This window comes from Acidovorax sp. FJL06, from assembly GCF_003852545.1.
In the GTDB taxonomy this organism is placed as follows: Bacteria; Pseudomonadota; Gammaproteobacteria; order Burkholderiales; family Burkholderiaceae_C; genus Acidovorax.
On record NZ_QAJR01000018.1, the window covers coordinates 43,760 to 67,694 of the forward strand.

Genomic DNA, 23,935 nt, shown 5'->3' on the forward strand with positions numbered 1-23,935 from the left:
CCCCACCCATCCAAGGAGCACACCATGAGCGGATGTGGAACCGGGGGCTGCGGCTGCAGCTCCACCGAGAACAGCGCTGCGGCCACGGCCAGCACGCTGACCCCCACGCAGACAGCGGCCTACGAGGCCCTGGTAGCAACAATGGCCGACGCGCCCCCGCAGGCCACGCTGGCACCGCAGGTTGGCGTCACGGGGGCCGTGGTGGCCGAGGTGGCGCGCATCAATGGCGTGGCCCTCAATGCCCCGCACGAGTTGCTGGACGAAGAGGCCCTGCGCCAGCGCGCCTGCACCGAGCTGCTGCGCCAGGCGGCGCAGCAGGCCGGGCTGCTGCCTGCGGGCGATGTGCCGGGTGTCGAAGGCGCGATCAGCGTGGACGCGTCGAATGCCATCGAGCAGCTGCTGGAGCGCGAGCTGCAGGTCCCTGACCCCTCGGAAGAAGCCTGCCGCCGCTACCACGAGGCCCACCCTGCGGCACATGCCCAGGGCGAGCGCGCACAGCTGCGCCATGTGCTGTTTGCCGTGACGCCGGGCGTCGATGTGAAGCAGCTGCGCCTGCGGGCCGAGGCCTTGCTGATCGAACTGCGCTGCGCCGACGATGGTGGTGCCCAGTTTGCCAAGGCGGCGGCCCAGTGGTCCAACTGCCCCAGCGGCCAACAGGGCGGTGACCTGGGCTGGCTCACCCGTGCCGACTGCGCCCCCGAGTTCGCCCGCGAGGTGTTTGGCGGGGGCTCCGAGATCGGTGTGCTGGCGCGCCTGGTGCACAGCCGCTTTGGCCTGCATGTGGTGGAGGTGGTGGCGCGCGAAGCCGGGCATCAGCCCGCTTTTGAAGAGGTGCGCCAGGCCATTGCGCTCACCCTGCGCCAGCAGGCCTGGGTGAACGCGCTGCGCCAGTACCTGCAGCTGCTGGCTGGCGCGGCCGTGGTCGAAGGGGTGGCGCTCGATGCGGCCGAATCGCCGCTGGTGCAGTAGCCGCATGCGCTGTTTTCGGCTGCACAACCATGCCTGACGAACTGCTGGACCGCCTGCGCCGCTTTCACGACGACGCCTTTCCCCAGTACCGCGAGCAGTTCCAGACGCTGGTGGACGAGGGGCAGCACCCCACGACCTTGTTCATCGGCTGCTCCGACTCGCGCCTGGTGCCCTACCTGCTGACCGGGGCGGGGCCGGGCGAGCTGTTCCTGGTGCGCAACGTGGGCGCGTTCATTCCGCCCTATGACGGATCGCATGGCCACCATGGCACCACGGCGGCCATCGAATTCGCGGTGCTCAACCTGCAGGTGCGCCGCATCGTGGTGTGCGGCCACAGCCACTGTGGGGCTATCAAGGCGATGTATGGTGAGGTCTCGCCCGAGGCCCCCAACCTGAACCACTGGCTGGACCTGGGGCGCGAGGCCCTGCTGCCCATGTCGCCGGGCCCCGAGGTGCTGCGCCGCACCGAGCAGCGCGCCGTGGTGCTGCAGCTCGAGCGCCTCATGGAGTACCCCATGGTGCGCAGCCGGGTGCAGGCGGGCCAGATCAGCCTGCATGGCTGGCACTACGTGATCGAGGAGGGCGAGGTCCATGTGTTCGATGTCAGCACCGGCGGCTTTGTGCCCGCATCGCGCGCGGACAACAGTGGCACGGGCCCCTACCAGCCTTATGTGGAGCACGACGGTCAGGTGCTGGTGGACGAGTGACCGGCCACCGGCTTGCCACGGGGCGGCATTCGGAGTGGAATGAGTGCTCCTTGACGGAACGCAACCCCGTTTCAGTGTGAAACCCAAATCATCGGCCCCCATGAAACGCGAACCCCAGCGCCCCCTCGGCCCCACGTCCTCCCTGCAGCCCATCAGCCTGGATGTGCTGCGCGAAAAATACCTGAAACCGGGCGAGACCACGGCTGAAGAGCTGTACCAGCGCGTGGCGCGCGCCCTGGCGTCGGTCGAAAAGCCGGAGCTGCGCCAAAAGTACGAAGCCCTGTTCCTGTCCAACCTCCAGGCCGGAGCCATCGGCGCGGGCCGCATCATGAGCGCGGCGGGCACCGACATCCAGGCCACGCTGATCAACTGCTTTGTGCAGCCCGTGGGCGACTGCATCCAGGGCGTGGACGACGAGGGCTTCCCGGGCATCTACGAAGCGCTGCGCGAAGCGGCCGAGACCATGCGGCGCGGTGGTGGCGTGGGCTACGACTTCTCGCGCATCCGGCCCAAGGGCGCACACGTGAAGGGCACGGCCTCCATGGCCTCGGGGCCCTGCAGCTACATGAACGTGTTCGACCAGTCCTGCTCCACGGTCGAGAGCGCGGGCGCGCGGCGCGGTGCACAGATGGGCGTGCTGCGCATCGACCACCCCGACGTGCAGGAGTTCATCACCGCCAAGCGCACACCGGGCCGCTGGAACAACTTCAATGTGTCCGTGGGTGTGTCGGACGCCTTCATCGAGGCCGTGCAGAACGACGCACCGTGGGAGCTGGTCCACAAGGCAGCCCCGGGCGCCGCGCTGCAGGCGCAGGGTGCGCACCAGCGAACCGACGGGCAGTGGGTCTATGCCTCTGTGCAGGCGCGGCAGCTGTGGGACACGATCATGAAGTCCGCCTACGACTTTGCCGAGCCGGGCATCCTGTTCCTGGGGCGCATCAACGAAGACAACAACCTGCATTACTGCGAGGACATCGCGGCGACCAACCCCTGCGGCGAGCAGCCACTTCCGTCGTATGGCTGCTGCGACCTCGGCCCCGTCATCCTCACGCGTTTTGTGCGCCACCCCTTCGGGTTTGGCGGCGTGGCGGCCTTCGATTTCGATGCGTTCAGCGCGGCAGTGGCGCTGCAGGTGCGGGCGCTCGACAACGTGCTGGACGTGACGTTCTGGCCGCTGCCGCAGCAGCGGGACGAGGCCATGGCCAAGCGGCGCATCGGTGTGGGCTTTACGGGCATGGGCAACACGCTGGCCATGCTGTGCCTGCGCTATGACCTGCCCGAAGGGCGCACCATGGCCGCCCGCATCGCCGAATGCATGCGCGATGCGGCCTATGCGGCGTCGGTTGCGCTGGCGCGCGAGAAAGGGGCGTTCCCGAAATTCGATGCCCGGGGCTACCTGGCAGAGGGCACTTTTGCGAGCCGCTTGCCCGAATCGCTCAAGGCGTTGATCCGCGAGCATGGCATCCGCAACAGCCACCTGCTGTCCATCGCGCCCACGGGCACGGTGAGCCTGGCCTTTGCCGACAACGCCTCCAACGGCATCGAGCCGCCGTTCTCGTGGATGTACAAGCGCAAGAAGCGTGAGTCCGATGGCAGCACCACCGAATACGCGGTGGAAGACCACGCCTGGCGCCTGTACCGCGATCTGGGCGGCGATGTGAATGCGCTGCCCGATTACTTCGTCTCGGCGCTGGCGATGTCCGCGCAGGACCACATCGCGATGATGGAGGCCGTGCAGCCCTTTGTGGACACGGCCATCTCCAAGACCGTGAACATCCCGGCGGACTACCCGTACGAGGGCTTCAAGGACCTGTACCTGCAGGCCTGGCGTGCGCGGCTCAAGGGCCTGGCCACCTACCGGCCCAACAGCATCCTGGGCTCGGTGCTCGAAACCCATGCCGAGCCCGCGCCAGAGCCCGCTGCCGTCGCCAAGCCGGCACCCGCCGCGCCACCCGTGGACCCCATGCGCACGGTGATCGAAAGCCGCCCGCAAGGGGGCCTCTCGGCCGTGGCCGAAAAGCTCGAATACTGGACGCAGGAGGGGCACAAGACGCTGTACCTCATCGTCTCCTTCCTGCCCGTGCCCACGGGCGTGGGCTCATCGGGCAAGGGTGGCACGGTGGACCGCGCCATCGAGTTCTTCATGCCCGTGGGCCAGAGCGGCGAGTCGCAGCAGTGGATCACCTCCAGCATGCGCATGTTGTCGCTGGCCGCGCGTGGCGGCTTCCTGGAGCGGGCCCTTAGCGACATGCGCAAGGTGGCCTGGGACCGGGGCCCGGTGCGCCTGGGCACGCACCGCAAGGACGACGGCACGCTGGTGCCGATGTGGCACGACTCCGAGGTGGCGGCCATGGCCTATGCCATCCAGAACATCCTGGCGCGCCGCGTGGCCGACCCGGTGCAGCAGCAGCTGCCGCTGGACGAACCCGCCCCGCCACCTGTGGCCGTGCCGCAGGCCATGGCGGGCAAGAAGTGCAGCGAATGCGGCGCCCATGCGGTGATCCGCAAGGACGGCTGCGACTACTGCACGCAGTGCGGCCACCTGGGGAGCTGCGGGTGACGCCCTCTCGCCCCACCATTCCCTTGGGGGTTGTCTCGGGCAAGCCCTCGGCCGAGGCGCTGGCGCAGATGGACAAGCGTTGGCGCTGGCGCCATGTGATGCTGGCGCCCCACCGGCTCGGTTTTTTGCTGGCCATGGTGGTGCTGGTGGCCTCAGGGGCCTGGTGGGCGCTGGTGCAGGTGGACCGCTCCACCGGATGGCTGGGCCTGGCCTGGGTGCTGCCGCCCACGCTGGTGCACGCAGCGGTGATGGCGTTTGGGTTCATTCCGCTGTTTTTCTCGGGCTTCCTGTTCACGGCCGGTCCCAAGTGGCTGGGGGTGGATCCGCTGCCGCCGCAGGCGCTGCGCAACCCTTTGCTGGCGCAGGCGGCGGGCTGGCTGCTGTGGCTGGCCGGGGCGCATCTGAATTCGGTGATCGCGCTGGCCGGGCTGGCGCTGGCCTGGGGCGGGCTGGTGGCGATGACCTTGCAGTTCTGGGGCCGCGTACGGCGGAGCCAGGCGCAGGATCAGCTCCACGCCCGGGTGATTGCGGGGGCCTGTGCGTTCGGGGGCCTCTGCGTGGCCGGGGTCTGGCTCAGCCTGGCGCTGGGCGCGCCAGCCCTGGCGCGGGTCTGGGTACTGTCCGGCCTGTGGGGCTTTGTGGTGGTGGTCTACGTCACGGTGGCGCACCGCATGATTCCGTTTTTCACCTCCAGCGCCCTGCCCATGGTGCAGGCCTGGCGGCCGTTCTGGGTGCTGTGGCTGATGCTGGGCGCTGCGTTGCTGCAGGTGCTGGCGGTGTGGCTGGACTGGGCCGGCGTGCCCGCCGGCTCTGCAGGCCCTGCCTGGGGCCTGGTGTGGGGCGCGCTGCAGCTGGTGGTGGGTGGTGTGCTGGTCTGGCTGGCCTGGGTGTGGGGGCTGGTGCAAAGCCTTAAGAACCGGCTGCTGGCCATGTTGCACATCGGGTTCTTGTGGCTGGGCCTGGCCTTTTTGCTCGGGGGCACGTCGCAGTGGCTGGCCTGGGGGCTGGGCCTGGGCGGTTTGGGCCTGGGGGCGTTGCACGCGCTCACCATGGGCTGCCTCGCGTCGCTGATGCTGGCCATGGTCACGCGGGTGTCTTGCGGCCACAGCGGCCGTGCACTGGTGGCCGACCGCATTGCCTGGACGCTGTTCTGGCTGCTGCAGGCGGCCACGCTGCTGCGCATTGCGGCGGCCGTGCCGGGTGTTCCGGGGGCGGTGGTGCCCTGGCTCCTGCTGTTGGCAGCGGGGCTGTGGGCTGGCACCATGGGGGCCTGGGGCGCGCGCCTGGGCCGTTGGTATGGCTGCCTGCGGGCCGATGGCCGCCCGGGCTGAGCAAGAAGGTGCAATGCGCCCTTTCAAGGATTGTTTGTCATGGCTGTCATCCCCTGGCCTCTGAGCCCTTCTTCCAAATCTGCATCTGCTGCCGCGCGTGCGCCCGTGTCCGACGACGTGGCGGGCATGGCGGCGGCGCTGATCCAGTCGCGCCAGACCATCCTGCCCAAGCGCCTGGGCACGCCGGGGCCGAATGCGGCCGAGCTGGCCCAGATCCTGAGCGCCGCCGCCCATGCGCCCGACCATGGCCAGCTGGTGCCCTGGCGCTTTGTGCTGGTGCCCGAGGCGTCGCGCAAGCCGCTGGCCGACGTGTTTGCCCAGGCCCTGCAGGAGCGCGACCCCGCCGCCACGCCCGAGCAGGCCGAGCAGGCGCGCGAGAAGGCCTACCGCTCGCCCGTGCTGCTGCTGGCCGTGGTGGATGCCGCGCGTGGCGATGCCGAGGTCGACCTGGCCGAGCGCACCGTCTCGGCCGGTTGCGCGGTGCAGAACATGCTGCTCATGGCGACGGCCCAGGGCTACGGCTCGGCGCTGACCAGCGGCAAGGCGCTCAAGGCCGACAGCCTGCGTGCGCTGTTCCAGCTGGCTCCGTCCGAGCAGGCACTGTGCTTTGTCAGCATTGGCACCGTACAGTCGCGCAAGGCCGTGCGCACGCGACCCCTGGCCAGTGCGTATGTGAGCACGCTGGATGCAGACCGGGGCGTGGTGCCTGGTTTTTAATTGCATCCCCCCCTCTTGATGCGCTGCGCGCTTCCCCCCGCCTTGGGCGTGCAGCGCGACAGGCCACTGATTGACCCTCTGACTTTGATTGCGAGACTTTGTGATGGAAATTGCCAGCTTCGACGACCTGCTGCAGGCTGCCCGCCTGCAGCCCGAACCCCAGCGCCTGCTGTTCGTTTTTGCCGCCGCCGAGTTGCCCGACGACGCCACCCCCGCGCAGCGCGCGCGCTTTGAGGCCGGGCAGGGCGGGGCCCTGGTGCCGTTGATGTGCGTGGACAAGACGCCGCAGGAGCTGGCCTCGTTCAGCGCCCTGGTGGAAGAGGCTCGCCAGTTCACGGCCCCCGGCCACGACTGGGCCATGGTGTTTGCGGCCGCGCTGTCCGGCACCTTGAACCAAGCCCCCACCAGCGCCGATGCCGAGGCGCCGCTACAGCGCATGGTGGACGCGATCAAGGGCGGCGCCCATGGGGCCTACATCCCGTTCGACCGCCAGGGCCAGCCTGTGCGCCTGGGCTGAGCGGGGCCATGGCGCCGGTTCCCCCCACGGGCGCTGCCCGCCACCTGCCGGGTTTCAGTGCCCCGGCGGTGGGGTTTGAGCAGCCCTTTGCCATGCTCGAAGCCTGCCACGAGCGCGTGCAGCGCACCCTGGCCCTGCTGGAGCGGCTGCGTGCCTATGTGTCCCAGCATGGGGCCGACGAGGAGGCGCGCCAGGCCGCGCGCGACGTGCTGCGCTACTTCGACATCGCCGCGCCGCTGCACCACCAGGACGAGGAGATGCATGTCTTTCCCCTGCTGCTGGCCCAGGGCTCGCCCGACCTGGTGGCGCTGGTGCAGCGCCTGCAGCACGACCACGCCTGCATGTCGGCCGACTGGGCGGCAGCCCGCGCCCCCCTGGAGGCCCTGGCGCACGCGGCCGCCACCGCCTTCACCCCCGAGGACGGCCGCGCATTCGACCGGTTTGCCCAGCGCTATGGCGACCACATCGCCGCCGAAGAGGGGCATGCCTACCCTGCGGCGGTGGCCAGGCTCGCCCCCACCGATCTGGAAGCGATGGGGCGCGAGATGGCCGAACGTCGGGGGGCGGGCTGGGCGCGCGGCAGTTGAGCTAAATGCTATTAAAAATATAGCTTATCCCGCTTGATGGACAAGCGCTGCAGCCCTTTTTGCTTCCATGCGTTGGTGGGCCAGCCGGTGTGTGCTGCCTTTGTGCCGCCAGGGCCGGTCTGGCACGGGGCGCACAACACCGTGGCAAAAGGGCGGTAGACAGCGTTTTGCCCCGCAGGCATCCTGGCCGCTGGCACCCACCGGGGAGGGCGACCGTGCGTCAGGCGGCAATCCGCAAAAAGCGAAAGCGACCGGGTTTCACGTGGCTGGAACTGGTGGTGAGCGCGGCCATCCTGGTAGCGCTGGTGCGCTTCATCGGCGGGCCATCCAACACCCGGGTGGTACCCCGCCCCGCAGGGCCGGACCCGCTGCGGCGGCAGATCGAGCGGGTGTTGATGTAAACCGGCGTGCCACCCCGCTGCGCGGCGGCCGCGATGGCTGCCGCAGCGGATCGCGTGGGCCTTGGGGGGCCGGGCCGGGGGCGGGCCGGTGGCCCGCGCCTAGAATTTCAGCACCCCGAGAGCCTCATTTTTAGCCCCAGCGAGGATGCGTGCGCGTCGGGGCGCTCTACTTTCTGCCCTTTCCCTTCTGCCTTCGGCTGCCTGTGGCCCCTTTCACCATGCCTTTTACTGCCCCGGCCGCGTGGTCGTTTCCCGTTCGTGTGGGCCTGACGCTGGCGCTTGCCTGGGCCGCCGCCGCCGCTTGCGCGGCCCTGCGCACCCCGTTGCCCTGGATGATCGGCCCGCTGCTGGCCACCTCGCTGGTATCGATCGCGGGCGGGCCCACCGAAAGCTGGGGCCCGCTGCGCAATGCCGGGCAGTGGACCATCGGTGCGGCGCTGGGCCTGTATTTCACGCCGCAGGTGGTGGCGCTGATCGGTGGCCTGTGGTGGGCCATCGTGCTGGGCATTGTGTGGGCGCTGTTCCTGGGCTGGTTGTTTGGCGCCTGGCTGTACCGGGTGCATGCGCCGCGCATGCATGGCGTGCCCGCGCCCATGCTGCGCGCCACCAGCTACTTTGCGGGGGCCATCGGCGCAGCGTCCGAGATGACGCTCATCGCCGAGCGCGAGAACGCGCGCACCGACCTCGTGGCCGCCAGCCACAGCCTGCGCCTGCTCATCGTCACGGTGGCGATTCCGTTTGCGCTGCAGTGGAGCGGCCTGCACGGCCTGGACATCCTGCCGCCCACGCTGCGGGTGGTGAGCGGGCCCGGGTTGGCGCTGATGGCCTTGATGACCGGGGCCGGCGCCCTGGTGATGGACCGGTTGGGCCGCGCCAACCCCTGGTTCATGGGGGCGATGCTGGTGTCCATGGGGCTCACCATGGCCGGCCTGGGCCTGTCGGCCGTGCCACAGGGCCTGATCAATGCGGCGCAGCTGGTGATCGGCGTGAGCCTGGGCGTGCGCTTTCGCCGGGAGTTCTTGCACACGGCGCCGCGCTGGCTGGCCACGGTGGCCGTGGGCACGCTGGGGCTGATGGCGGTGTGCGCCGTGTTCGCCGGCGCGCTGGCCTGGGCCACGGGGTTGCCCTGGGTCACGCTGCTGCTGGGCACCTCGCCCGGCGGCATCACCGAAATGGCCATCACGGCCAAGGTGTTGCAGCTGGGCGTGCCGGTGGTCACGGCGTTCCAGGTGTGTCGGCTGATTGCGGTGCTGATGCTGGTGGAGCCGATGTACCAGCGGATTTATCCCAAGGACGAACACCAGGCACTAAAGGTTTGAAAAGAAGAACTGCACGACAAAACTGGCGCGCCCCAGGGCCAGGGATGCCAAGCAAGGGCCGCCCCGCAGCGAGGGCATCGTCCCCCTGCCCGCGAAGCGAAGCGTAGCGAGAGCGGGGGGAAGCCGCGCAGCGGCTCAGGGGGGTGTCTTAGTGCACCACCACCGGGTTCTGCGCCAGCCCGGCATAGCGGTCCAGGGCGTCTTCCACTTCTTCCTGCGTGGGGGTGTCGCGCTGCCAGGCCAGGATCTGCTCCTGGAACATTTCGGCCCAGGAGCCGTCCAGGTACACCTCTTTGCCGGAACGCTTGTCCACGATTTCAAAACCGTGGCGTGCGAGCTGGGGAGCGGCGGGGGCGGTATCGTTGAGCGCCGGGCCGGTGCTTTTCTCCACGGCATCGGGCAGCATGTGGACCACCACGAAGGATTCTGAGTCGTAGAGCATGTGCATCGTGTTCCCCTTGTCGATATGAATATGAGATGACAGCGGGTTGGCAGAGTTCAAGCCCTGGCGGAGCTTCCAGGAAGCGCTGGCAAGCTTGTAACGTCCTGCCCTGCACATCGGTTATCAAGGGAAGCCCGCTGGGGATTGCGCCTTTGCTGCGTTCCAGTATTTCATGAAAAGCGGGGGCGGCCGGGCTCGTGGGGGTTTTTTACCGGTCTGGAGTGCGTGTGGCGTTCGGGCGCAACACTTTGGCATTCGGCGGTACCGTCACGGTGCACCGCTGCTGCGCAGCAGCAGGTCCGCAAAGTCGCCATTGGCCTGGGTGAGCTTGATGCGCACCGGCAGGTAGTGCAGGGCCGGCGACACCCACAGCTCGGCTTTCTGGTCGTAGTCCTTGCGGGGCAGGCGCAGCAGTTTCAGGGCCGGGGTGGGGCCCGCAGGCAGGTCCAGGGTTTCGGGGCCTTCGACGGTGAAGGTCCAACGGTCGGCGGTGCGGGCGCTCACGGTGGTGATCGTGACCTGCGTGCCGGGCACAAAGCGGCCGGGGTCGGCGGCCAGCAGGGCGCCCAGCTGGAGGAACAGGCTCAGGCGGTCCTGTGCGCCGGGGCCCACGGCGGCGTCGGGTGTGTTGGCACTGAAGGTCACCCGGCCCTTGGCGTGGTCGAAATGCGCGGCCTGCTCGCTGCGGGACTTGTCGGAAAACTTCTCGGGCAACAGGCCCTGGGCCGTGATCGCGCCCACGCTGCGCTGCGTGCGGGTGCCCACCAGAAACGCGCTGACCTCCTGGCGCGCCTCGTAGCGGCTGCCATCGTGCTGCCAGAGCAACTCGGCACGGGCGTTGTAGGCGAATTTCTTGGCCTGCCCGCTCACGTCGAAAGACAGCCGGGTGGGGGCCGGGATGCGCACGGGCGGTGGTGGAGCGCCGGTGCTGCTGCCGGCGCCGGGTGGTGCAATGTCGATCCCGGCCGCCGTGGAGGGCTCTTGCGCGGGGGGCGCGGCCGAAGCCGGCGGCACCGGCGGTTCGGCCTGGGAGGCCGAGGCGGGGGCTGCGGGGGCTGGCGCCGCGGTGTCTGCGGCAGGCGCCATGCTGGCCTCTGCGCCTGCTACTTGCACGGGGGGCTCTGGGGCTGCAACGGGCGCAGCATCTGCCGCCGCCGCCGGTGCGGCGGGGGGCGGTGCGGGCTTCTTGCGCACCACGGGCCGGGGGGGCGTAGCCGGCGCGGGGGCGGGGGCTGCGGCCCGGGCGGGTTCTGGTACAGGCTGTGGCGCAAGAGGTGGCGCGGCCACGCTGCGGGTGCTGAAAATGGGGCCTGTCCGCTCCGAGGGGGGCGGCTGGGCGCCGTCCCAGGCCAGGGGCACGCCGCTCAGCACCAACCAGTGCAGGGCCACCACCAGGGCGGTGATCAGGGCCAGGGCGCGGCGGGGCATCCGGTGTGGGCGCGGCGCGGGGTCAGGCGCTGCCCGCGCCCAGGTCGCGCGAGAGCTGGGCGGCGGCCGCGCGCAGCGGGGCGTCGATGGCGCCGCCCCATTCGGGGTCGAAGGTGGCGATCGAGCCCAGCGTGGTGATGCCCAGTTCCAGGTGGCCGTCGGCGTCGAACACCGGCGCGCAGAACGCGACGATGCCGGGCAGCAGGGTGTCCACCACCCGGGCGGCGCCGCGTTCGCGCACCTCGGCCAGCAGGGCATTGGCTTCGGCCAGGGTGGCGGGCAGGTCGGCGCGGCGCATCTTGGCGGCGCGGGCCAGTTCATCCTTGAGCAGCGGCGCCACCACGTCGGGCGCCATGTGCGCCGCAAAGCAGCGGCCGGTGGCCGACGACAGCAGGGGCATCACATCGCCCAGGCGCAGGTTGGCCGTGACGGCCTGGGGCGACTCCTCCCAGTGCACGATGGTCGGGCCGTGGTTGCCCCACACGGCCAGCGCCAGCGTGTGGCCGATGGTTTCCATCAGCGCGGGCATGCGTTCTCGGGCCAGGCGCACGGCATCCAGCCGGGCCAGCGACGCCAGCCCCAGCTTGAGGGCGGCGGGGCCCAGGTCGTAGCGCGCGGTGCGCGGGTCTTGCGTGACCAGGCCCAGGCGCTGGAAGCTCACGAGGTACCGGTGCGCCTTGGCCGCGCTCATGCCGGCCGAGGCCGCCACGTCCTTGAGCATCAGCGGCCCGCGCGAGCGTGTCAGCCCCTCCAGCAGGGCAAACCCGACCTCGACCGATTGAATTCCTGCACGTTCTTTGTCCATGTGCACTAAAATTTGCGAGTTTTGTTTAGTTAAATCAATTTACCCAAGCGTAATTTTCGCTAGCGGTGCCCATCAACCCTTCTGAGACAAAGGTCCTGCCACCATGAAACTCGCTACCTACAAAGACGGCTCGCGCGACGGCCAACTGGTTGTCGTCTCCCGCGACCTGGGCACAGCCCATTATGCGACCGGCATCGCCAGCAAGCTGCAGCAGGCGCTGGACGACTGGGGCTTCCTCTCGCCCCAGCTGCAGGACCTGTACGACCAGCTCAACAGCGGCCGCGCGCGCCACGCCTTTCCGTTCGACCCCGCCCAGTGCATGGCCCCGCTGCCGCGCGCCTACCAGTGGGCGGATGGTTCTGCCTACATCAACCATGTGGAGCTGGTGCGCAAGGCGCGCAACTCCGAGGTGCCCGAGAGCTTCTACACCGACCCGCTCATGTACCAGGGCGGCAGCGACGACTTCATCGGCCCCTGCGACGATGTGGTGGTGCCCAGCGAAGCCATGGGCATCGACTTCGAGGCTGAGATCGCCGTCATCACCGGCGACGTGAAGATGAGCACCAATGCCGACCAGGCGCTGGACGGCATCCGCCTGGTGATGATTGCCAACGACGTGAGCCTGCGCAACCTGATCCCGGCCGAGCTGGCCAAGGGCTTCGGTTTCTTCCAGAGCAAGCCCGCCACCGCCTTTGGCCCCGTGGCCGTGACGCTGGACGAGCTGGGCGACGCCTGGGACCACGGCCGCGTGAACCTCACCGTGCAATCCACTTGGAACGGCCGCAAGGTCGGCATGTGCGACGCCGGCCCCGAGATGACCTTCCACTTCGGCCAGCTGATTGCCCACGTGGCCAAGACGCGCAACCTGCGCGCGGGCTCCATCATCGGCAGCGGCACCGTGAGCAACAAGGGCGTGACCGACGCCAACGGCCGCACCGAATGGCCCAAGGGCTACAGCTGCATCGCCGAAAAGCGCTGCATCGAAACCATCCAGGACGGCAAGCCCAGCACCGAGTTCATGAAGTTCGGCGACACGATTCGCATCGAGGTCAAGGGCAAGGACGGCGCGAGCATCTTCGGCGCGATTGACCAGGCGATTGCCGCCCCGGCTGCCTGAGCACCTAGCCGGTAGAAAATTTGAATAAAAAAGCTGTTTGCGCTCTATGGATGAGCGCAAGCAGCTATCAAATTAATAGTATCAAGGAGACAGCCCCATGCAACGCAGAACCCTCTTGTCCGCCCTGGCCGCCGCAGGCGCCACCACCGCCGCCCCCTGGGCCGCCGCCCAGCAAGCCGCCTGGCCCGACCAACCCCTGCGCTGGGTCGTGCCCTACCCGGCCGGCGGTGGCACCGACGTGCTGGCGCGCACCGTGGCCGAGGCCATGCGCCAGACGCTGGGCCAGCAGATCATCGTGGACAACCGCCCCGGCGCGTCCACCAACATCGGCGCGCAGATGGTGACCACGGCCAAGGCCGACGGCAACACCTTCATGTCGGCCGACAACGCCGTGCTGGCCTACAACGAGCACCTGTTCACCAAGCTGCCGTTCAACCCCGAGAAGGACTTCACCTACGTGGGCGGCATCAGCCGCTTTCCGCTGGCGCTGGTGGTGCACCCGGCGTTCGAGGCCAAGACGGTGAAGGAATTCCTCGCCTACGCCCGCGCCAACCCCGGCAAGCTCAACTACGCATCGCCCGGCAACGGCTCGCCGCACCACCTGGCGATGGAGATGTTCAAGAACCGCACCAAGACCTTCCTCACGCACATCCCTTACCGGGGCGCGGCCCCTGCGCTGCAGGACGTGATGGGTGGCCAGGTGCCCTGCATGTTCCTGGACCTGGCGGCCGGCCTGCCCGTGATCCAGTCGGGCAAGGTGCGCGCGCTGGCCATCGGCTCGGCCAAGCGCGTGGCCGCATTGCCCGATGTGCCCACGCTGGCCGAAGCCGGTGTGCCCAACACCGAGGTGTTTGCCTTCCAGGGCATCCTGGCGCCTGCCGGCTTGCCCGCCGCCATCACGGCCCGCCTGAACGGCGACCTGAACAAGGCCCTGCAGAGCCCCGCCGTGGTCAAGCGCATGGCCGACTTCGGCATGGAAGCCCTGCCCGGCACGCCCGAGCAGTTCCGCGCCATGGCCCGCGCCGAGTCCAAGCGCTGGGGCGAGATCATCAAGGCGGCGGGCGTAAAACTCGACTGACCCCCCTGAGCGGCTGCGCCGCTTCCCCCCAGGGGGACGCACCCCGTGGCCTGGCAAAGCCAGTTCCACGGGTGCACTCGCTTGGGGACGTGCCCTCTGCGGGGTGTGCTGCGGTGTTGCTTACTCCGGCAGGTGGCACACCGCTTCCACGTTGTTGCCTTCGGGGTCGATGACGAAGGCGCCGTAGTAGTGCGCGTGGTAGTCGGGCCGCAGGCCGGGGGCGCCGTTGTCCTGGCCGCCCGCCGCGATTGCGGCGGCGTAGAAGGCGTCCACCTGCGCACGGTTCTGGGCGCGCCACGCCAGGTGGCAGCCCGTGGTGGCCGGGGGGCCGCCGTAGGGCGAGGGGCCGTCGATGAACCACACGTCGGCCTTCTTGCCATCGGGCTCGGATGCATCCGGGTAGGCAAAGCCCAGCATGTTGGCGCCGTAGTTGCCTTCAAAACACAGGCTGTAGCCCAAAGGCGCAAGGGCGGCGCTGTAGAAGGCCTTGGCGCGGGCAATGTCGGTGACGCGGAAAGTCATGTGGTCCAGCATGGGAGGGGCTCCTGGGGTTGTTGTGTTCCGTTTTATACCTGAAATACTGGTTTTAATCACAGTATTTTCGGCAGAAAACACAATCAACCGCACTTTTGGAGCCGCCTCGCCCCGGCGGCCCCGGGGCCTCCGTTCCAGCCCTTGAGCACGCGGGTGAGCACCCGCGCCCAGTGCTCTGACGCCGACTTGCGCTTGAACTGCGCCAATCGAGTGACACAGGGTCGTCGATCCGCGCAACAGGCTGCCAATCGGGTGTCCGGATTCAGCGAGTGCCCTGGGCGAGGCGGTTTTACGCTCCGGTCGGAGTGGGGCGCCATGCCATCGCTCGCCCGGCCGGTGGCGCACCTGGCGCCCGGCACTTCTCTCCAAGACCCAAAGGCATCTTCATGAATATCGTTCTTTTGCACGGCAGCTGGCATGGCGCCTGGTGCTGGCACAAAGTGGTCCCGCTGCTGCAGGCCCGGGGGCACCAGGTGCATGTGCCTGACCTGCCCGCCCATGGCCGCCACTGGCGGGTGGCGCGCGGGCGCACCACGCTCTCGGCCATGGCGGCGCATGTGTGCCGGGTGCTCGATGCGCTGGATGGCCCGGCGCTCATCGTGGCGCACAGCCGGGGCGGCATTGTGGCGTCCACGGTGGCTGAGCTGCGGCACCACAAGCTGGTGGGCGTGACCTACCTGGCCGCTTACATGCTGCGCCATGGCGAGCGGGTGACGGACTTCTTCCGCCAGGACAAGGCCTCGCTGGTGGCGCGCCACATCCATGTCAGCCGCAGCACGCTGACCGACCACCTGGCGCCCGAGGCCTACCGCCCCGCGCTGTACGCCGATTGCTCGGACGCCGACGTGGCGCTGGCCCAGGCGCTGCTCACGCCCGAGCCCTCGTTGCCCGCGCTCACGCGGCTTCAGCTGACAGCGCCGCGTGATGGCAGCGTGCCCCGGCACTACATCGAGCTGACGCAGGACCGGGCCGTGACCATCGGGCTGCAGCGCAAGATGATCGAGGCCTCGCCCTGCGCCACGGTGTCGTCCATCGAGGCCAGCCACTCGGCGTATTTCTCGCAACCCCAGCGGCTGGCGGACACCGTGCACCAGATCGCCGGTTTTCGCTGACGGGGTCGGGATGAGCGCGGCGGCCGCAGGGCTATCGCCCACGCGACCCGCCCCGCGCACAGGTGCGCCGCACAATGCGACCCCCACGGCGCATGCGCTTGCCTTCCCCAGAAAGACCCCCATGCTGAACTTCGACTTCCACAACCCCACCCACATCGCCTTCGGCCAGGGCCGGATCGCCGACTTGGCCAAGCTCGTGCCCGCTGCGGCCAGGGTGCTGATCCTGGTGGGCGGCGCCAGCGCCGAGAAGACCGGCACGCTGGCCGAGGTGCGTGCGGCGCTGGGCGAGCGCCCGCACGCCACCTTCAGCGGGATCGAGCCCAACCCCAGCTACGAGACCTCGATGAAGGCCGTGGCGCAGATCCGCGAAGGCGGGTTTGATTTTCTGCTCGCCGTGGGTGGCGGCTCGGTGATCGATGCCGTCAAGTTCATTGCTGCTGCCGTGCGCTTCGAGGGCGATGACCCCTGGGCGATTCTCGAAAAACACGGCCGCAACGTGAAGGGCGCCCTGCCGTTTGGTGCTGTGCTCACGCTGCCCGCCACGGGGTCTGAAATGAACAACGGTGGCGTCATCACCCACCGCGCCAAGGGCGCCAAGCTGGCCTTTGGCAGCGTGCACACCTACCCGGTGTTTTCGGTGCTCGACCCCACCAAGACCTACACCCTGCCGCCCCAGCAGCTGGCCAACGGCGTGGTCGATGCGTTTGTGCACACGGTGGAGCAGTACCTCACCTACCCGGTCAACGCGCCCCTGCAGGACCGTTTTGCCGAAGGCATTTTGCAGACGCTGATCGAGATCGGCCCGCGCCTGCTCACGGCCCCCGAGCCCGTGTACGACGACCGCGCCAACCTCATGTGGGCGGCCACCATGGCGCTCAACGGCCTGATCGGCGCGGGCGTGCCCCAGGACTGGGCCACGCACATGATCGGCCACGAGCTGACCGCGCTGCACGGCATCGACCACGCGCGCACGCTGGCCATCGTGTTGCCCGCGCTGCTGCACGAGCGCCGGGGCGCCAAACGCGCCAAGCTGCTGCAGTACGGCGAGCGCGTGTGGGGCATCACCATCGGCACCGACGACGAGCGCATCACCGCCGCCATCGAGCGCACGCGCGCCTTCTTCGAGGCCATGGGCATCGCCACGCGCCTGTCCGGCTACGGCCTGGGCGCCGACACCGTGGGCGCTGTGGTGGCGCAGCTGGAGGCGCACGGCATGGTCACGCTGGGCGAGCAGCGCGAGATCACCCCGGCCGTGAGCCGCCGCATCCTCGAAGCCGCGCTGTAATACCGGGATGTGTTCAAAAAAATACAAGTCCGTTCACGCTGAGTCCGTCGAAGCGCCGCGCGAGGCGCAGGCAGACCTGTCCTGAGCCTGTCGAGGGGCTCAGCCCGAACGGTTCTTGTTTATTGACCGCAAACTGGTGTAACGCGGCGCGCTGGTCGCCCCTTCTGCGGTGCATTTCGCGCCGCGCAGCGGCGTTTCGTCGCAGGGCGCTGGAGCCCGTTGCGGGCGCTGCCTACAGTGCCGTCAAGCCGCCACCCCGGGCGGCATGTGACGAAAGGCGCACCGTGACCCTCATCCTCTTCCTGGCCCTCCGATCCTTGTGGCGGGTTTCCCGCGCACCGCTGCTGGCGGCGTTGGTGGCGCTGCTGGCCTGGGCCACCCCCGCCTCGGCGCAATACGCCGGGTTGCGCACCCTGGTGGTCCCGGGCGCCGAGCCCGTGACCGTGGCCTTGTACTACCCCACCCCCGCTGTAGCCCGCACCCAGCCCATGGGGCCGTGGCGGCCCCAGGTCACGCCGGGGGCGCCGGTGGCTGCCGCGCCCCTCAAGGGCCTCATCCTCATTTCGCACGGCACGGGCGGCCATGAGCTGGGCCACCACAACCTGGCCACGCGCCTGGCGGCCGATGGCTATCTGGTGGCCGCGCCGCGCCACCCGGGCGACAACTGGGAAGACCGGTCGATGATCACCTCGGGCCGCTATTTCAGCGAACGCCCGCGCCAGGTCAGCCGCGTGCTGGACACATTGCTGGCCCACCCCGAATGGGGCCCCCGCATTCCCGCCGGACGCATCGGCGCGGTGGGACACTCGGCCGGCGGCTACACCGTGCTGGCCCTGGCCGGTGCACAGGCCGAGCCCGCCCGCGCCGTGCAGCACTGCCGCAGCGTCTCAGACGACCCGGGCTTCTGCAGCCTGGGCAAACTCTCTTCGGCCCAAGGCGCCAGCAGCCCTGTGGCCCCGGCACCTTCTGCGGTCGGCGCGCAGGATGGCCCGCTGGTCTCGGTGGCCGACCCCCGCATCCGCGCCGTGGTGGCCCTGGCGCCCATGGCCGTGGTCTTGACGCCCCAGAGCCTGGCCGCCATCACCGTGCCGGTGAAGGTGCTCATGGCCGAGCGCGACGTGGTGCTGCAGGGCCCATACCACGGCCAGCATGTGGCGGCCCACTTGCCCGGGGTGGACGCCAGCACCGTGCCAGGCGCCGGGCACTTTGCCTTCATGGCCCAGTCCGCCTGGCCCCTGCCATCGGATGCCGGCGACGCCGCCGCCAACCCCGAGGGCTTTGACCGGGTGGTCTACCACGCCACGCTGGAAAACCAGGTGGCGGAGTTCTTTGGGCGCCAATGGCGGTGAGTACGCCGAATGTTTAAAAATGGCTGTTTGTGTTCAGCGGTAAAGGGTTTTTTGCTATCCAATTGGTAGTTGGTTGCGGTACCCCTGCTGGCGTCTCAATCCTTCGGTAGGCAGCGCCACTTTGGGCGTCCGGGCCAGGCAGTCATAAAACTTCGGCGCACTGCCCAGGTCGTTTTGTCTCGCTCGCCAGGGCCTTTACGAGCCCTGCGGTTACAGCGATGGGGCGGACAATTTGCCCATAGGGCGATAGATTCTCGCGGCTGGGTTTCATAATCCCCAAACACCCGTGACGAGACTTGCTTTGCCTGCCCACCACACCACGCCCTACCAGTCCCAATACGTCGCCTGGCTGCTTTCAAGGCAGATCGGGCGTGATTCCCCCGACCTCCTGGCCTCGACCCTGGTCGATGCGCGGGTTGGTCTGAATCCCCATCAGGTCGAGGCGGCTCTCTTCGCCTTCCGCAGCCCGCTCTCGCAAGAGGTGATCCTGAGCGCCGAGCAACTCGACGTCCTGGCCGAAGAGGTGGGGCCTGAACGCAGCCTGCTGGTGTGCTGTGGTACCTACCGGGGCGTGATCGCTGCACAGGCCGCGCAGCGCTGGCCGCAGCTCACCATCAAGAAGATCCCCACGATGGTGAAAGACCGCTGCGAGTGGGGCCACGACGACTACAGTCTGAACGGGGCCAATCTGCCCATGGCCGCGCCCAAGCCGGGGGCACCTGCGCAGGATGATTTGTTGGGCGAGGACGGGGCATGACAGCGCCGCCGAGCCAGCCTTTGGAGCCGTCGTCACCCGTGGTGCCCTTGGTGCCCGTGGGGGCGGATGGGGGAGAGTTTCTGGTGTTCCAGTCGGCCGATGCGCAAACACGGGTGCAGGTGCGGCTGACGGATGGTGCGCTGTGGTTGACGCAGCGGCAGATGGCCGAGCTATACCAGAAGGACGTGCGCACCGTCAATGAGCACCTGAAAAACGTGTACGCCGATGGCGAGCTGAACCCGGATGCAACCATCCGGAAATTCCGGATAGTTGCCCAGGAAGGCGCGCGCACCGTGCAGCGGCTGGTGGACCACTACAACCTGGACGCGGTGTTGCACGTAGGCTACCGGGTGCGCTCGCCGCGCGGGGCGCAGTTTCGCCAGTGGGCGACCGAGACACTCAAGGGCTATTTGGTCAAGGGCTTTGTGCTGGATGACGACCGCTTCAAACGCGGGGCGGATGCGGACTATTTTGAAGAGCTGCTTGCGCGCATCCGCGACATTCGCTCGTCCGAAAAGATGTTTTGGCGCAAGGTGCTGGACATCTATGCCACCAGTGTCGATTACGACCCCCGGGCCGAGGCGTCGCAGAAGTTCTTTGCCACCGTGCAGAACAAGATGCACTGGGCAGCGCACGGCCACACGGCGGCTGAGCTGATTGCTTTGCGGGCGGATGCTAGCAAGCCCCATGCGGGGTTGATGACCTGGGCGGCTGCATCGGTGGGGGGGGCGCCGCGCAAGGCCGACATGGCAGTGGCCAAAAACTACCTGAGCGAAGAAGAGCTGCAGGTGCTCAACCGCATCGTCAACGCCTATCTCGAGTTTGCGGAGCTGCAAGCGCTGAACCGCCAGCCCATGACCATGGCGCAGTGGATCGGCAAGCTGGACGACTTCCTGCGCCTTTCGGGCCGCGAGATATTGACCCATGCTGGTCGCACCACGTCCGAGGCCGCTCAAGCCAAGGCGGAGGCCGCGCTGGCAACGTATCGGCAACAGCACATCGCGGCGCCCAGTCGGGCGGAGCAGGATTTTGAAGCGGCCCTGGCCAAGCCGGTCAAGACGCTACAGGCGCTGCGCAAGGCGGCGCCACGGCCCAAGGCGGGCAAAAACAACCAGGGAGAAGCATGAATCAACGCGAAGTTAGCGCCATTGCAGGCCGCCTAGCCTGCGCAAACCGCAAACCGAATCGTTGCAGCGACTGGCGGATGAAGCTGCGCGACGGCGTGCGCATGCACGAAGCCACCAAGGTGGCGTTGAAGACCTCTTTCGTTTGGAGGTGTTCAGCTGCTGAACCTGCCTTGGGGTTTTGAGGTTCTGAAGAAAATGACTGCTAGCGCTTGATGATAAAGCGCTAGCAGCTATTGAATCAGGAGCGCTTCTCCTGCGGCCAAGTGTCCGAGCCTTCAGGCGGATGCCTCGACGGCAGTGTGCACTGCGCTGGCCTCCACCTCCACCAGGCAGTCATAGAACGTGGGCGCGCGCCCCAGGTCGGTCAGCGCCTGGCTGGTGACCTCGTTCACGTTGGTGCCGTCCAGGCCCAGCTTGCGCCACCAGATGCCCAGGCCGTTGACCACGCCCGGCCGGGCGCGGCGCGAGACGGTGGCGTGGCACAGGTAGCTGCCCCGGTCGTTGAACACGCGCACCACGGCGTCATTGGCAATGCCGCGTGCCTCGGCATCGTCGGGGTGGATCTCCAGCACCGGGCGGCCTTCGATGTGGCGCAGGCTTTGCACATTCACGAAGGTGGAATTCAAGAAGTTGCGTGCGGGCGGCGAGATCATGGCCAGCGGGTGGCGCGCATCCGTGCCCTGCAGTTCATGGTTGGGCAGGTGGTCAGGCAGGCCGTCCAGGCCCTGCGCGGCCAGGCGGGCGCTGTAGAACTCGCATTGGCCGGACGGCGACGGGAAATGGCCCTCGGCAAACGGCGCATCGGGGAGGGCCAGCGTGGCAAAGCCCTGGGTTTCGAGCAGCGCGTAGTCCACCGCGTTGCCAAAGGCCTGGCGGCACAGGGCTTCGTCGCTGTCGGTAAAACAGGGCTCGGAAAAGCCCATGCGCGCGGCCAGGTCGCGGAAGATCTGCGCGTTGCTGCGGGCCTGGCCCTGCGGCGCAATCGCGGGGCGGTTGAGCACCACGTCGGTGTGGCCGTAGCTCAGGTGCACGTCCCAGTGTTCGAGCTGCGTGGTGGCGGGCAGGATGTAGTCGGCGTAGTCGGCCGTGTCGGTGCGAAAGTGCTCCAGCACCACGGTGAACAAATCCTCGCGCGCAAAGCCGCGCACCACCTTGCCCGAATCGGGCGCCACGGCCACGGGGTTGCTGTTGTAGACCACGAGGGCCTCGACCTTCGGGCCAAACGCGGGCGAGGCTGCGCGCAGCAGGTCGTCGCCGATGGTGGACATGTTGATGGTGCGCGGTGTCTTCGCAGGCATCAGGTCCGGGCGCTGCAGCACGCCCCGTTGGGCGGGGAACTGGCCCGAGCTGGACAGCAGCATGCCGCCCGCGCGGTGGCGCCACGCGCCGGTGAGCGCGGGCAGGCAGGCCACGGCGCGCACCGCATTGCCGCCGCCGCGCACGCGCTGCATGCCGTAGTTCAGGCGGATGGCGGCGGGCTTCGTGGTGCCGTAGTCCTTGGCGAGCTGGCGGATCTGCTCCACGGGCACACCGCAGACTTCGGCGGCGCGCTCGGGCGGCCATTGCAGGGCGCGTTCGCGCAGCTGCTCCCAGCCCAGCGTGTGGCGCGCGATGTAGTCGTGGTCCAGCCAGTCGTGGGCGATCAGCTCGTGCATCAGCGCCAGGGCCAGCGCGGCGTCAGTGCCAGGGCGCAGGGCAATGTGCTCATGGCACTTGTCGGCCGTCTCGCTCTTGCGCGGGTCGATGCACACCAGCCGCGCGCCGTTGCGCTTGGCCTGCTGCGCATAGCGCCAGAAGTGCAGGTTGCTGCCGATGGAGTTGCTGCCCCAGATCAGGATGAGCTGCGATTCGGCAAAGAACTCCACCTTCATGCCCACCTTGCCGCCCAGGGTCTGGACCAGCGCCTCGGCCCCGGCAGATGCGCAGATGGTGCGGTCGAGCTGCGACGCGCCGAGCTGGTGGAAGAAGCGCCGGTCCATGCTTTCGCCCTGCACCATGCCCATGGTGCCCGCGTAGCTGTAGGGCAGGATGGCCTCGGGGGCGCGGGCGGCGATGGCTTGCAGGCGCTGCGCGATGTCGGCCAGCGCCTCGTCCCAGGTGACGGGGGCAAACTGCCCGCTGCCCTTGGCGCCGGTGCGCTTGAGCGGGGTGAGGATGCGCTCGGGGTGGTAGCTGCGCTCGGTGTACTTGCTCACTTTGGCGCACAGCGCGCCGTCGGTGTGGCGGTGCTCGGGGTTGCCCTGCACGCGGGTGGCCACGCCGCCCTCCACCGTGGTGAGCAGGGCGCAGGTGTCCGGGCAGTCGTGCGGGCAGGCGCCGCGCACCTGGACGGGGGCAGTGGGGTGGGGAATTGCGGCGGAGGGCGTGGACATGGATGGAGCGGTCGTTAAACTGCCAGAAGATTGGAAGCGGCGTGCATATCTCTCCGATCAAATCCTGCGCCGCATATCCAGCAGGCTGCCCACCGGCAGCATCGAGGATTCACCTCACGATGTTTGACAAGAACAGAGATTTCACCATGAAGCAAATGGCATTGGGACGCAGACAGTTTTCCGTGGGCCTGGGGGCGGTTGCGCTGGGCGGCTTCCAGCTGGCCCAGGCGCAGGGCGAGGGCCGCATCGTGCTGGGGCAGTCGGCGGCCTTCACCGGGCCCGCCGCCCAGCTGGGCGTGCAGTTCAACCAGGGTGCCAAGCTCTTCTTCGACCAGCTCAACGCCCAGGGCGGCGTGGGCAAGCGCCTGGTCGAGATCCGCACCATGGACGATGGCTACGAGCCCGACCGCTGCGCCGAGAACACCAGGAAGCTCATTGCCGACGACGTGTTTGCGCTGTTTGGCTACATCGGCACGCCCACCAGCCTGGCGGCGATGCCGCTGTTCAACCAGGCCAAGGTGCCGTTCTTTGGTCCCTTCACCGGGGCCGAGGCGCTGCGCCAGCCGTTCAACCGGCTCATCTTCCATGTGCGCGCCTCGTACTACGACGAGACCGCGCTCATCGTGCGCCAGCTCACCAACCTGGGGCTCAAGAAGATCGCGGTGTTCTACCAGAACGATGCCTATGGCAAGGCGGGCCTGGAGGGCGTGACCCGGGCCCTCACCGAGCTCAAGCTGGCCCCGGTGGCCACGGCCACGGTGGAGCGCAATTCGACCGACGTGAAAGCCGCCGTCGAAAAACTGGTGCCCGCCATGCCCGATGCCATCGTGCAGATCACGGCCTATGCCTCGGCCGCAGCCTTTGTGCGCGCGGCGCGCAAGGCGGGGTTTGGCGGCACGTTCTACAACGTGTCCTTTGTGGGCACGCAGGCGCTGGCCGACGAGCTGGGCAAGGACGGTGCGGGCGTGGTGGTGTCGCAGGTCGTGCCCTCGCCCTACCAGCCCTCGCGCCAGATCACGCGCGAGTTTTTGGAGACCATCAAGAAGGGCGGGGACAAGGTGCAGCCCAACTACTCCAGCATGGAGGGCTATGTGGCGGCCCGTGTGTTTGCCGAGGGCCTGCGCCAAGCCCAGGCGGGGGGCAAGATCACGCGCGAGGGTTTCATCGCGGGCACCGAGGCGATTGGCAACCAGGTGATTTCGGGCTTCCCGGTGTCCTTCAGCGCCACCAGCCATGCGGCGTCGAAGTTTGTCGAGATGTCCATGTTGAGCGGGGACGGCCGCGTGCGCACCTGAGCGCCTGGTGGCGATCTCGCAGGGGCTGAGAACCTGTTCAAGATCTTTTCGGGGATCGCATTGGAGTGCAATCGGGAGGAGTGGATGCTTCGGGTGCGCCGCATGGGCTCGTGCCCATGCAAGCAG

23 protein-coding genes are annotated in these 23,935 nt (G+C 68.4%); 18 read left to right on the forward strand and 5 right to left on the reverse strand.

The window, feature by feature from the left end:
- Positions 1-141: 141 nt before the first annotated feature.
- From DBV10_RS11465 to DBV10_RS11500, 9 genes are all read left to right on the forward strand, one after another.
- Entirely contained in the window at positions 142-969 is an 828-nt protein-coding gene (locus DBV10_RS11465; protein ID WP_370451161.1) for a peptidylprolyl isomerase, read from the forward strand.
- Positions 970-998: 29 nt separating this feature from the next.
- On the forward strand, positions 999-1,676 hold the full coding sequence (locus DBV10_RS11470; protein WP_124513701.1) for a carbonic anhydrase: 678 nt from the start codon (positions 999-1,001) through the stop codon (positions 1,674-1,676).
- Between the two features lie 100 nt (positions 1,677-1,776).
- Entirely contained in the window at positions 1,777-4,236 is a 2,460-nt protein-coding gene (locus DBV10_RS11475; protein ID WP_124513703.1) for an adenosylcobalamin-dependent ribonucleoside-diphosphate reductase, read from the forward strand.
- Entirely contained in the window at positions 4,233-5,567 is a 1,335-nt protein-coding gene (locus DBV10_RS11480; RefSeq protein ID WP_233589896.1) for an NnrS family protein, read from the forward strand. The genes DBV10_RS11475 and DBV10_RS11480 overlap by 4 nt, the downstream gene beginning before the upstream one ends.
- Before the next feature lie 39 nt (positions 5,568-5,606).
- Positions 5,607-6,284 (forward strand): nitroreductase, encoded by a 678-nt coding sequence (locus DBV10_RS11485; protein ID WP_124513707.1) that lies wholly within the window; start codon positions 5,607-5,609, stop codon positions 6,282-6,284.
- A gap of 103 nt (positions 6,285-6,387) precedes the next feature.
- Complete coding sequence (locus DBV10_RS11490; protein WP_124513709.1) at positions 6,388-6,801, forward strand: ribonucleotide reductase subunit alpha; 414 nt, start codon at positions 6,388-6,390, stop codon at positions 6,799-6,801.
- An 8-nt stretch (positions 6,802-6,809) separates the two neighbouring features.
- Complete coding sequence (locus DBV10_RS11495) at positions 6,810-7,388, forward strand: hemerythrin domain-containing protein (RefSeq protein WP_233589897.1); 579 nt, start codon at positions 6,810-6,812, stop codon at positions 7,386-7,388.
- A gap of 278 nt (positions 7,389-7,666) precedes the next feature.
- Positions 7,667-7,789, forward strand: a complete 123-nt coding sequence (locus tag DBV10_RS23310) for a hypothetical protein (protein ID WP_255424838.1) — start codon at positions 7,667-7,669, stop codon at positions 7,787-7,789.
- Positions 7,790-8,007: 218 nt separating this feature from the next.
- Complete coding sequence (locus tag DBV10_RS11500; protein ID WP_124513711.1) at positions 8,008-9,108, forward strand: AbrB family transcriptional regulator; 1,101 nt, start codon at positions 8,008-8,010, stop codon at positions 9,106-9,108.
- A gap of 148 nt (positions 9,109-9,256) precedes the next feature.
- On the opposite strand, the gene DBV10_RS11505 is transcribed toward DBV10_RS11500, so the two are convergent.
- The 3 genes from DBV10_RS11505 to DBV10_RS11515 all read right to left on the reverse strand — a co-directional run bounded on the left by DBV10_RS11505 (position 9,257) and on the right by DBV10_RS11515 (position 11,783).
- Positions 9,257-9,556 carry a DUF3567 domain-containing protein gene (locus tag DBV10_RS11505; RefSeq protein ID WP_124513713.1) on the reverse strand — a complete coding sequence of 100 codons (300 nt, stop codon included), beginning with the start codon at positions 9,554-9,556 and terminating at the stop codon, positions 9,257-9,259.
- Positions 9,557-9,817: 261 nt separating this feature from the next.
- Positions 9,818-10,978, reverse strand: a complete 1,161-nt coding sequence (locus DBV10_RS11510; protein WP_124513715.1) for a DUF3108 domain-containing protein — start codon at positions 10,976-10,978, stop codon at positions 9,818-9,820.
- A gap of 22 nt (positions 10,979-11,000) precedes the next feature.
- The gene (locus DBV10_RS11515) at positions 11,001-11,783 is read right to left on the reverse strand and encodes an IclR family transcriptional regulator (RefSeq protein ID WP_124513717.1); all 783 of its coding nucleotides are present in this window, start codon (positions 11,781-11,783) and stop codon (positions 11,001-11,003) included.
- Positions 11,784-11,886: 103 nt separating this feature from the next.
- On the opposite strand from DBV10_RS11515, the gene DBV10_RS11520 reads away from it, so the two are divergent.
- Together DBV10_RS11520 and DBV10_RS11525 are read left to right on the forward strand one after the other, a co-directional pair.
- A complete protein-coding gene (locus DBV10_RS11520) occupies positions 11,887-12,900 on the forward strand; it encodes a fumarylacetoacetate hydrolase family protein (RefSeq protein WP_124513719.1) in 1,014 nt (337 codons plus the stop codon).
- A gap of 97 nt (positions 12,901-12,997) precedes the next feature.
- Positions 12,998-13,978, forward strand: coding sequence for a tripartite tricarboxylate transporter substrate binding protein (locus DBV10_RS11525; protein WP_124513721.1), 981 nt, complete (start codon positions 12,998-13,000; stop codon positions 13,976-13,978).
- Positions 13,979-14,098: 120 nt separating this feature from the next.
- On the opposite strand, the gene DBV10_RS11530 is transcribed toward DBV10_RS11525, so the two are convergent.
- Positions 14,099-14,512, reverse strand: coding sequence for a VOC family protein (locus DBV10_RS11530; RefSeq protein WP_124513723.1), 414 nt, complete (start codon positions 14,510-14,512; stop codon positions 14,099-14,101).
- A 386-nt stretch (positions 14,513-14,898) separates the two neighbouring features.
- Between DBV10_RS11530 and DBV10_RS11535 the strand changes: the two genes are divergently transcribed.
- The 6 genes from DBV10_RS11535 (at position 14,899) to DBV10_RS11560 (ending at position 20,324) form a co-directional block, all read left to right on the forward strand.
- Entirely contained in the window at positions 14,899-15,624 is a 726-nt protein-coding gene (locus tag DBV10_RS11535; protein WP_124513725.1) for an alpha/beta fold hydrolase, read from the forward strand.
- 121 nt (positions 15,625-15,745) lie between these two features.
- Positions 15,746-16,909 (forward strand): iron-containing alcohol dehydrogenase, encoded by a 1,164-nt coding sequence (locus DBV10_RS11540; RefSeq protein WP_124513726.1) that lies wholly within the window; start codon positions 15,746-15,748, stop codon positions 16,907-16,909.
- A 284-nt stretch (positions 16,910-17,193) separates the two neighbouring features.
- Entirely contained in the window at positions 17,194-18,258 is a 1,065-nt protein-coding gene (locus tag DBV10_RS11545) for a hypothetical protein (RefSeq protein ID WP_233589898.1), read from the forward strand.
- A 286-nt stretch (positions 18,259-18,544) separates the two neighbouring features.
- Positions 18,545-19,015: a hypothetical protein gene (locus DBV10_RS23365; protein ID WP_370451153.1), complete on the forward strand. Its 471-nt coding sequence runs from the start codon at positions 18,545-18,547 to the stop codon at positions 19,013-19,015.
- The gene (locus DBV10_RS11555; protein WP_124513728.1) at positions 19,012-20,142 is read left to right on the forward strand and encodes a virulence RhuM family protein; all 1,131 of its coding nucleotides are present in this window, start codon (positions 19,012-19,014) and stop codon (positions 20,140-20,142) included. The genes DBV10_RS23365 and DBV10_RS11555 overlap by 4 nt, the downstream gene beginning before the upstream one ends.
- Positions 20,139-20,324 carry a hypothetical protein gene (locus DBV10_RS11560; RefSeq protein ID WP_124513730.1) on the forward strand — a complete coding sequence of 62 codons (186 nt, stop codon included), beginning with the start codon at positions 20,139-20,141 and terminating at the stop codon, positions 20,322-20,324. The genes DBV10_RS11555 and DBV10_RS11560 overlap by 4 nt, the downstream gene beginning before the upstream one ends.
- Positions 20,325-20,417: 93 nt before the next feature.
- On the opposite strand, the gene DBV10_RS11565 is transcribed toward DBV10_RS11560, so the two are convergent.
- Positions 20,418-22,514, reverse strand: a complete 2,097-nt coding sequence (locus DBV10_RS11565) for a molybdopterin-dependent oxidoreductase (RefSeq protein ID WP_124513732.1) — start codon at positions 22,512-22,514, stop codon at positions 20,418-20,420.
- Positions 22,515-22,660: 146 nt separating this feature from the next.
- On the opposite strand from DBV10_RS11565, the gene DBV10_RS11570 reads away from it, so the two are divergent.
- Positions 22,661-23,809 carry an ABC transporter substrate-binding protein gene (locus DBV10_RS11570; protein ID WP_124513734.1) on the forward strand — a complete coding sequence of 383 codons (1,149 nt, stop codon included), beginning with the start codon at positions 22,661-22,663 and terminating at the stop codon, positions 23,807-23,809.
- Positions 23,810-23,935: the final 126 nt, after the last annotated feature.

Bases quoted from the DNA above. Each gene is read 5' to 3' on its own strand.
- DBV10_RS11465 (WP_370451161.1), top strand. From the start codon at position 142: ATGGCCGACGCGCCCCCGCAGGCCACGCTGGCACCGCAGGTTGGCGTC.
- DBV10_RS11470 (WP_124513701.1), top strand. From the start codon at position 999: ATGCCTGACGAACTGCTGGACCGCCTGCGCCGCTTTCACGACGACGCC.
- DBV10_RS11475 (WP_124513703.1), top strand. From the start codon at position 1,777: ATGAAACGCGAACCCCAGCGCCCCCTCGGCCCCACGTCCTCCCTGCAG.
- DBV10_RS11485 (WP_124513707.1), top strand. From the start codon at position 5,607: ATGGCTGTCATCCCCTGGCCTCTGAGCCCTTCTTCCAAATCTGCATCT.
- DBV10_RS11490 (WP_124513709.1), top strand. From the start codon at position 6,388: ATGGAAATTGCCAGCTTCGACGACCTGCTGCAGGCTGCCCGCCTGCAG.
- DBV10_RS11495 (WP_233589897.1), top strand. From the start codon at position 6,810: ATGGCGCCGGTTCCCCCCACGGGCGCTGCCCGCCACCTGCCGGGTTTC.
- DBV10_RS11500 (WP_124513711.1), top strand. From the start codon at position 8,008: ATGCCTTTTACTGCCCCGGCCGCGTGGTCGTTTCCCGTTCGTGTGGGC.
- DBV10_RS11505 (WP_124513713.1), bottom strand. From the start codon at position 9,556: ATGCACATGCTCTACGACTCAGAATCCTTCGTGGTGGTCCACATGCTG.
- DBV10_RS11510 (WP_124513715.1), bottom strand. From the start codon at position 10,978: ATGCCCCGCCGCGCCCTGGCCCTGATCACCGCCCTGGTGGTGGCCCTG.
- DBV10_RS11515 (WP_124513717.1), bottom strand. From the start codon at position 11,783: ATGGACAAAGAACGTGCAGGAATTCAATCGGTCGAGGTCGGGTTTGCC.
- DBV10_RS11520 (WP_124513719.1), top strand. From the start codon at position 11,887: ATGAAACTCGCTACCTACAAAGACGGCTCGCGCGACGGCCAACTGGTT.
- DBV10_RS11525 (WP_124513721.1), top strand. From the start codon at position 12,998: ATGCAACGCAGAACCCTCTTGTCCGCCCTGGCCGCCGCAGGCGCCACC.
- DBV10_RS11530 (WP_124513723.1), bottom strand. From the start codon at position 14,512: ATGCTGGACCACATGACTTTCCGCGTCACCGACATTGCCCGCGCCAAG.
- DBV10_RS11535 (WP_124513725.1), top strand. From the start codon at position 14,899: ATGAATATCGTTCTTTTGCACGGCAGCTGGCATGGCGCCTGGTGCTGG.
- DBV10_RS11540 (WP_124513726.1), top strand. From the start codon at position 15,746: ATGCTGAACTTCGACTTCCACAACCCCACCCACATCGCCTTCGGCCAG.
- DBV10_RS11555 (WP_124513728.1), top strand. From the start codon at position 19,012: ATGACAGCGCCGCCGAGCCAGCCTTTGGAGCCGTCGTCACCCGTGGTG.
- DBV10_RS11560 (WP_124513730.1), top strand. From the start codon at position 20,139: ATGAATCAACGCGAAGTTAGCGCCATTGCAGGCCGCCTAGCCTGCGCA.
- DBV10_RS11565 (WP_124513732.1), bottom strand. From the start codon at position 22,514: ATGTCCACGCCCTCCGCCGCAATTCCCCACCCCACTGCCCCCGTCCAG.
- DBV10_RS11570 (WP_124513734.1), top strand. From the start codon at position 22,661: ATGAAGCAAATGGCATTGGGACGCAGACAGTTTTCCGTGGGCCTGGGG.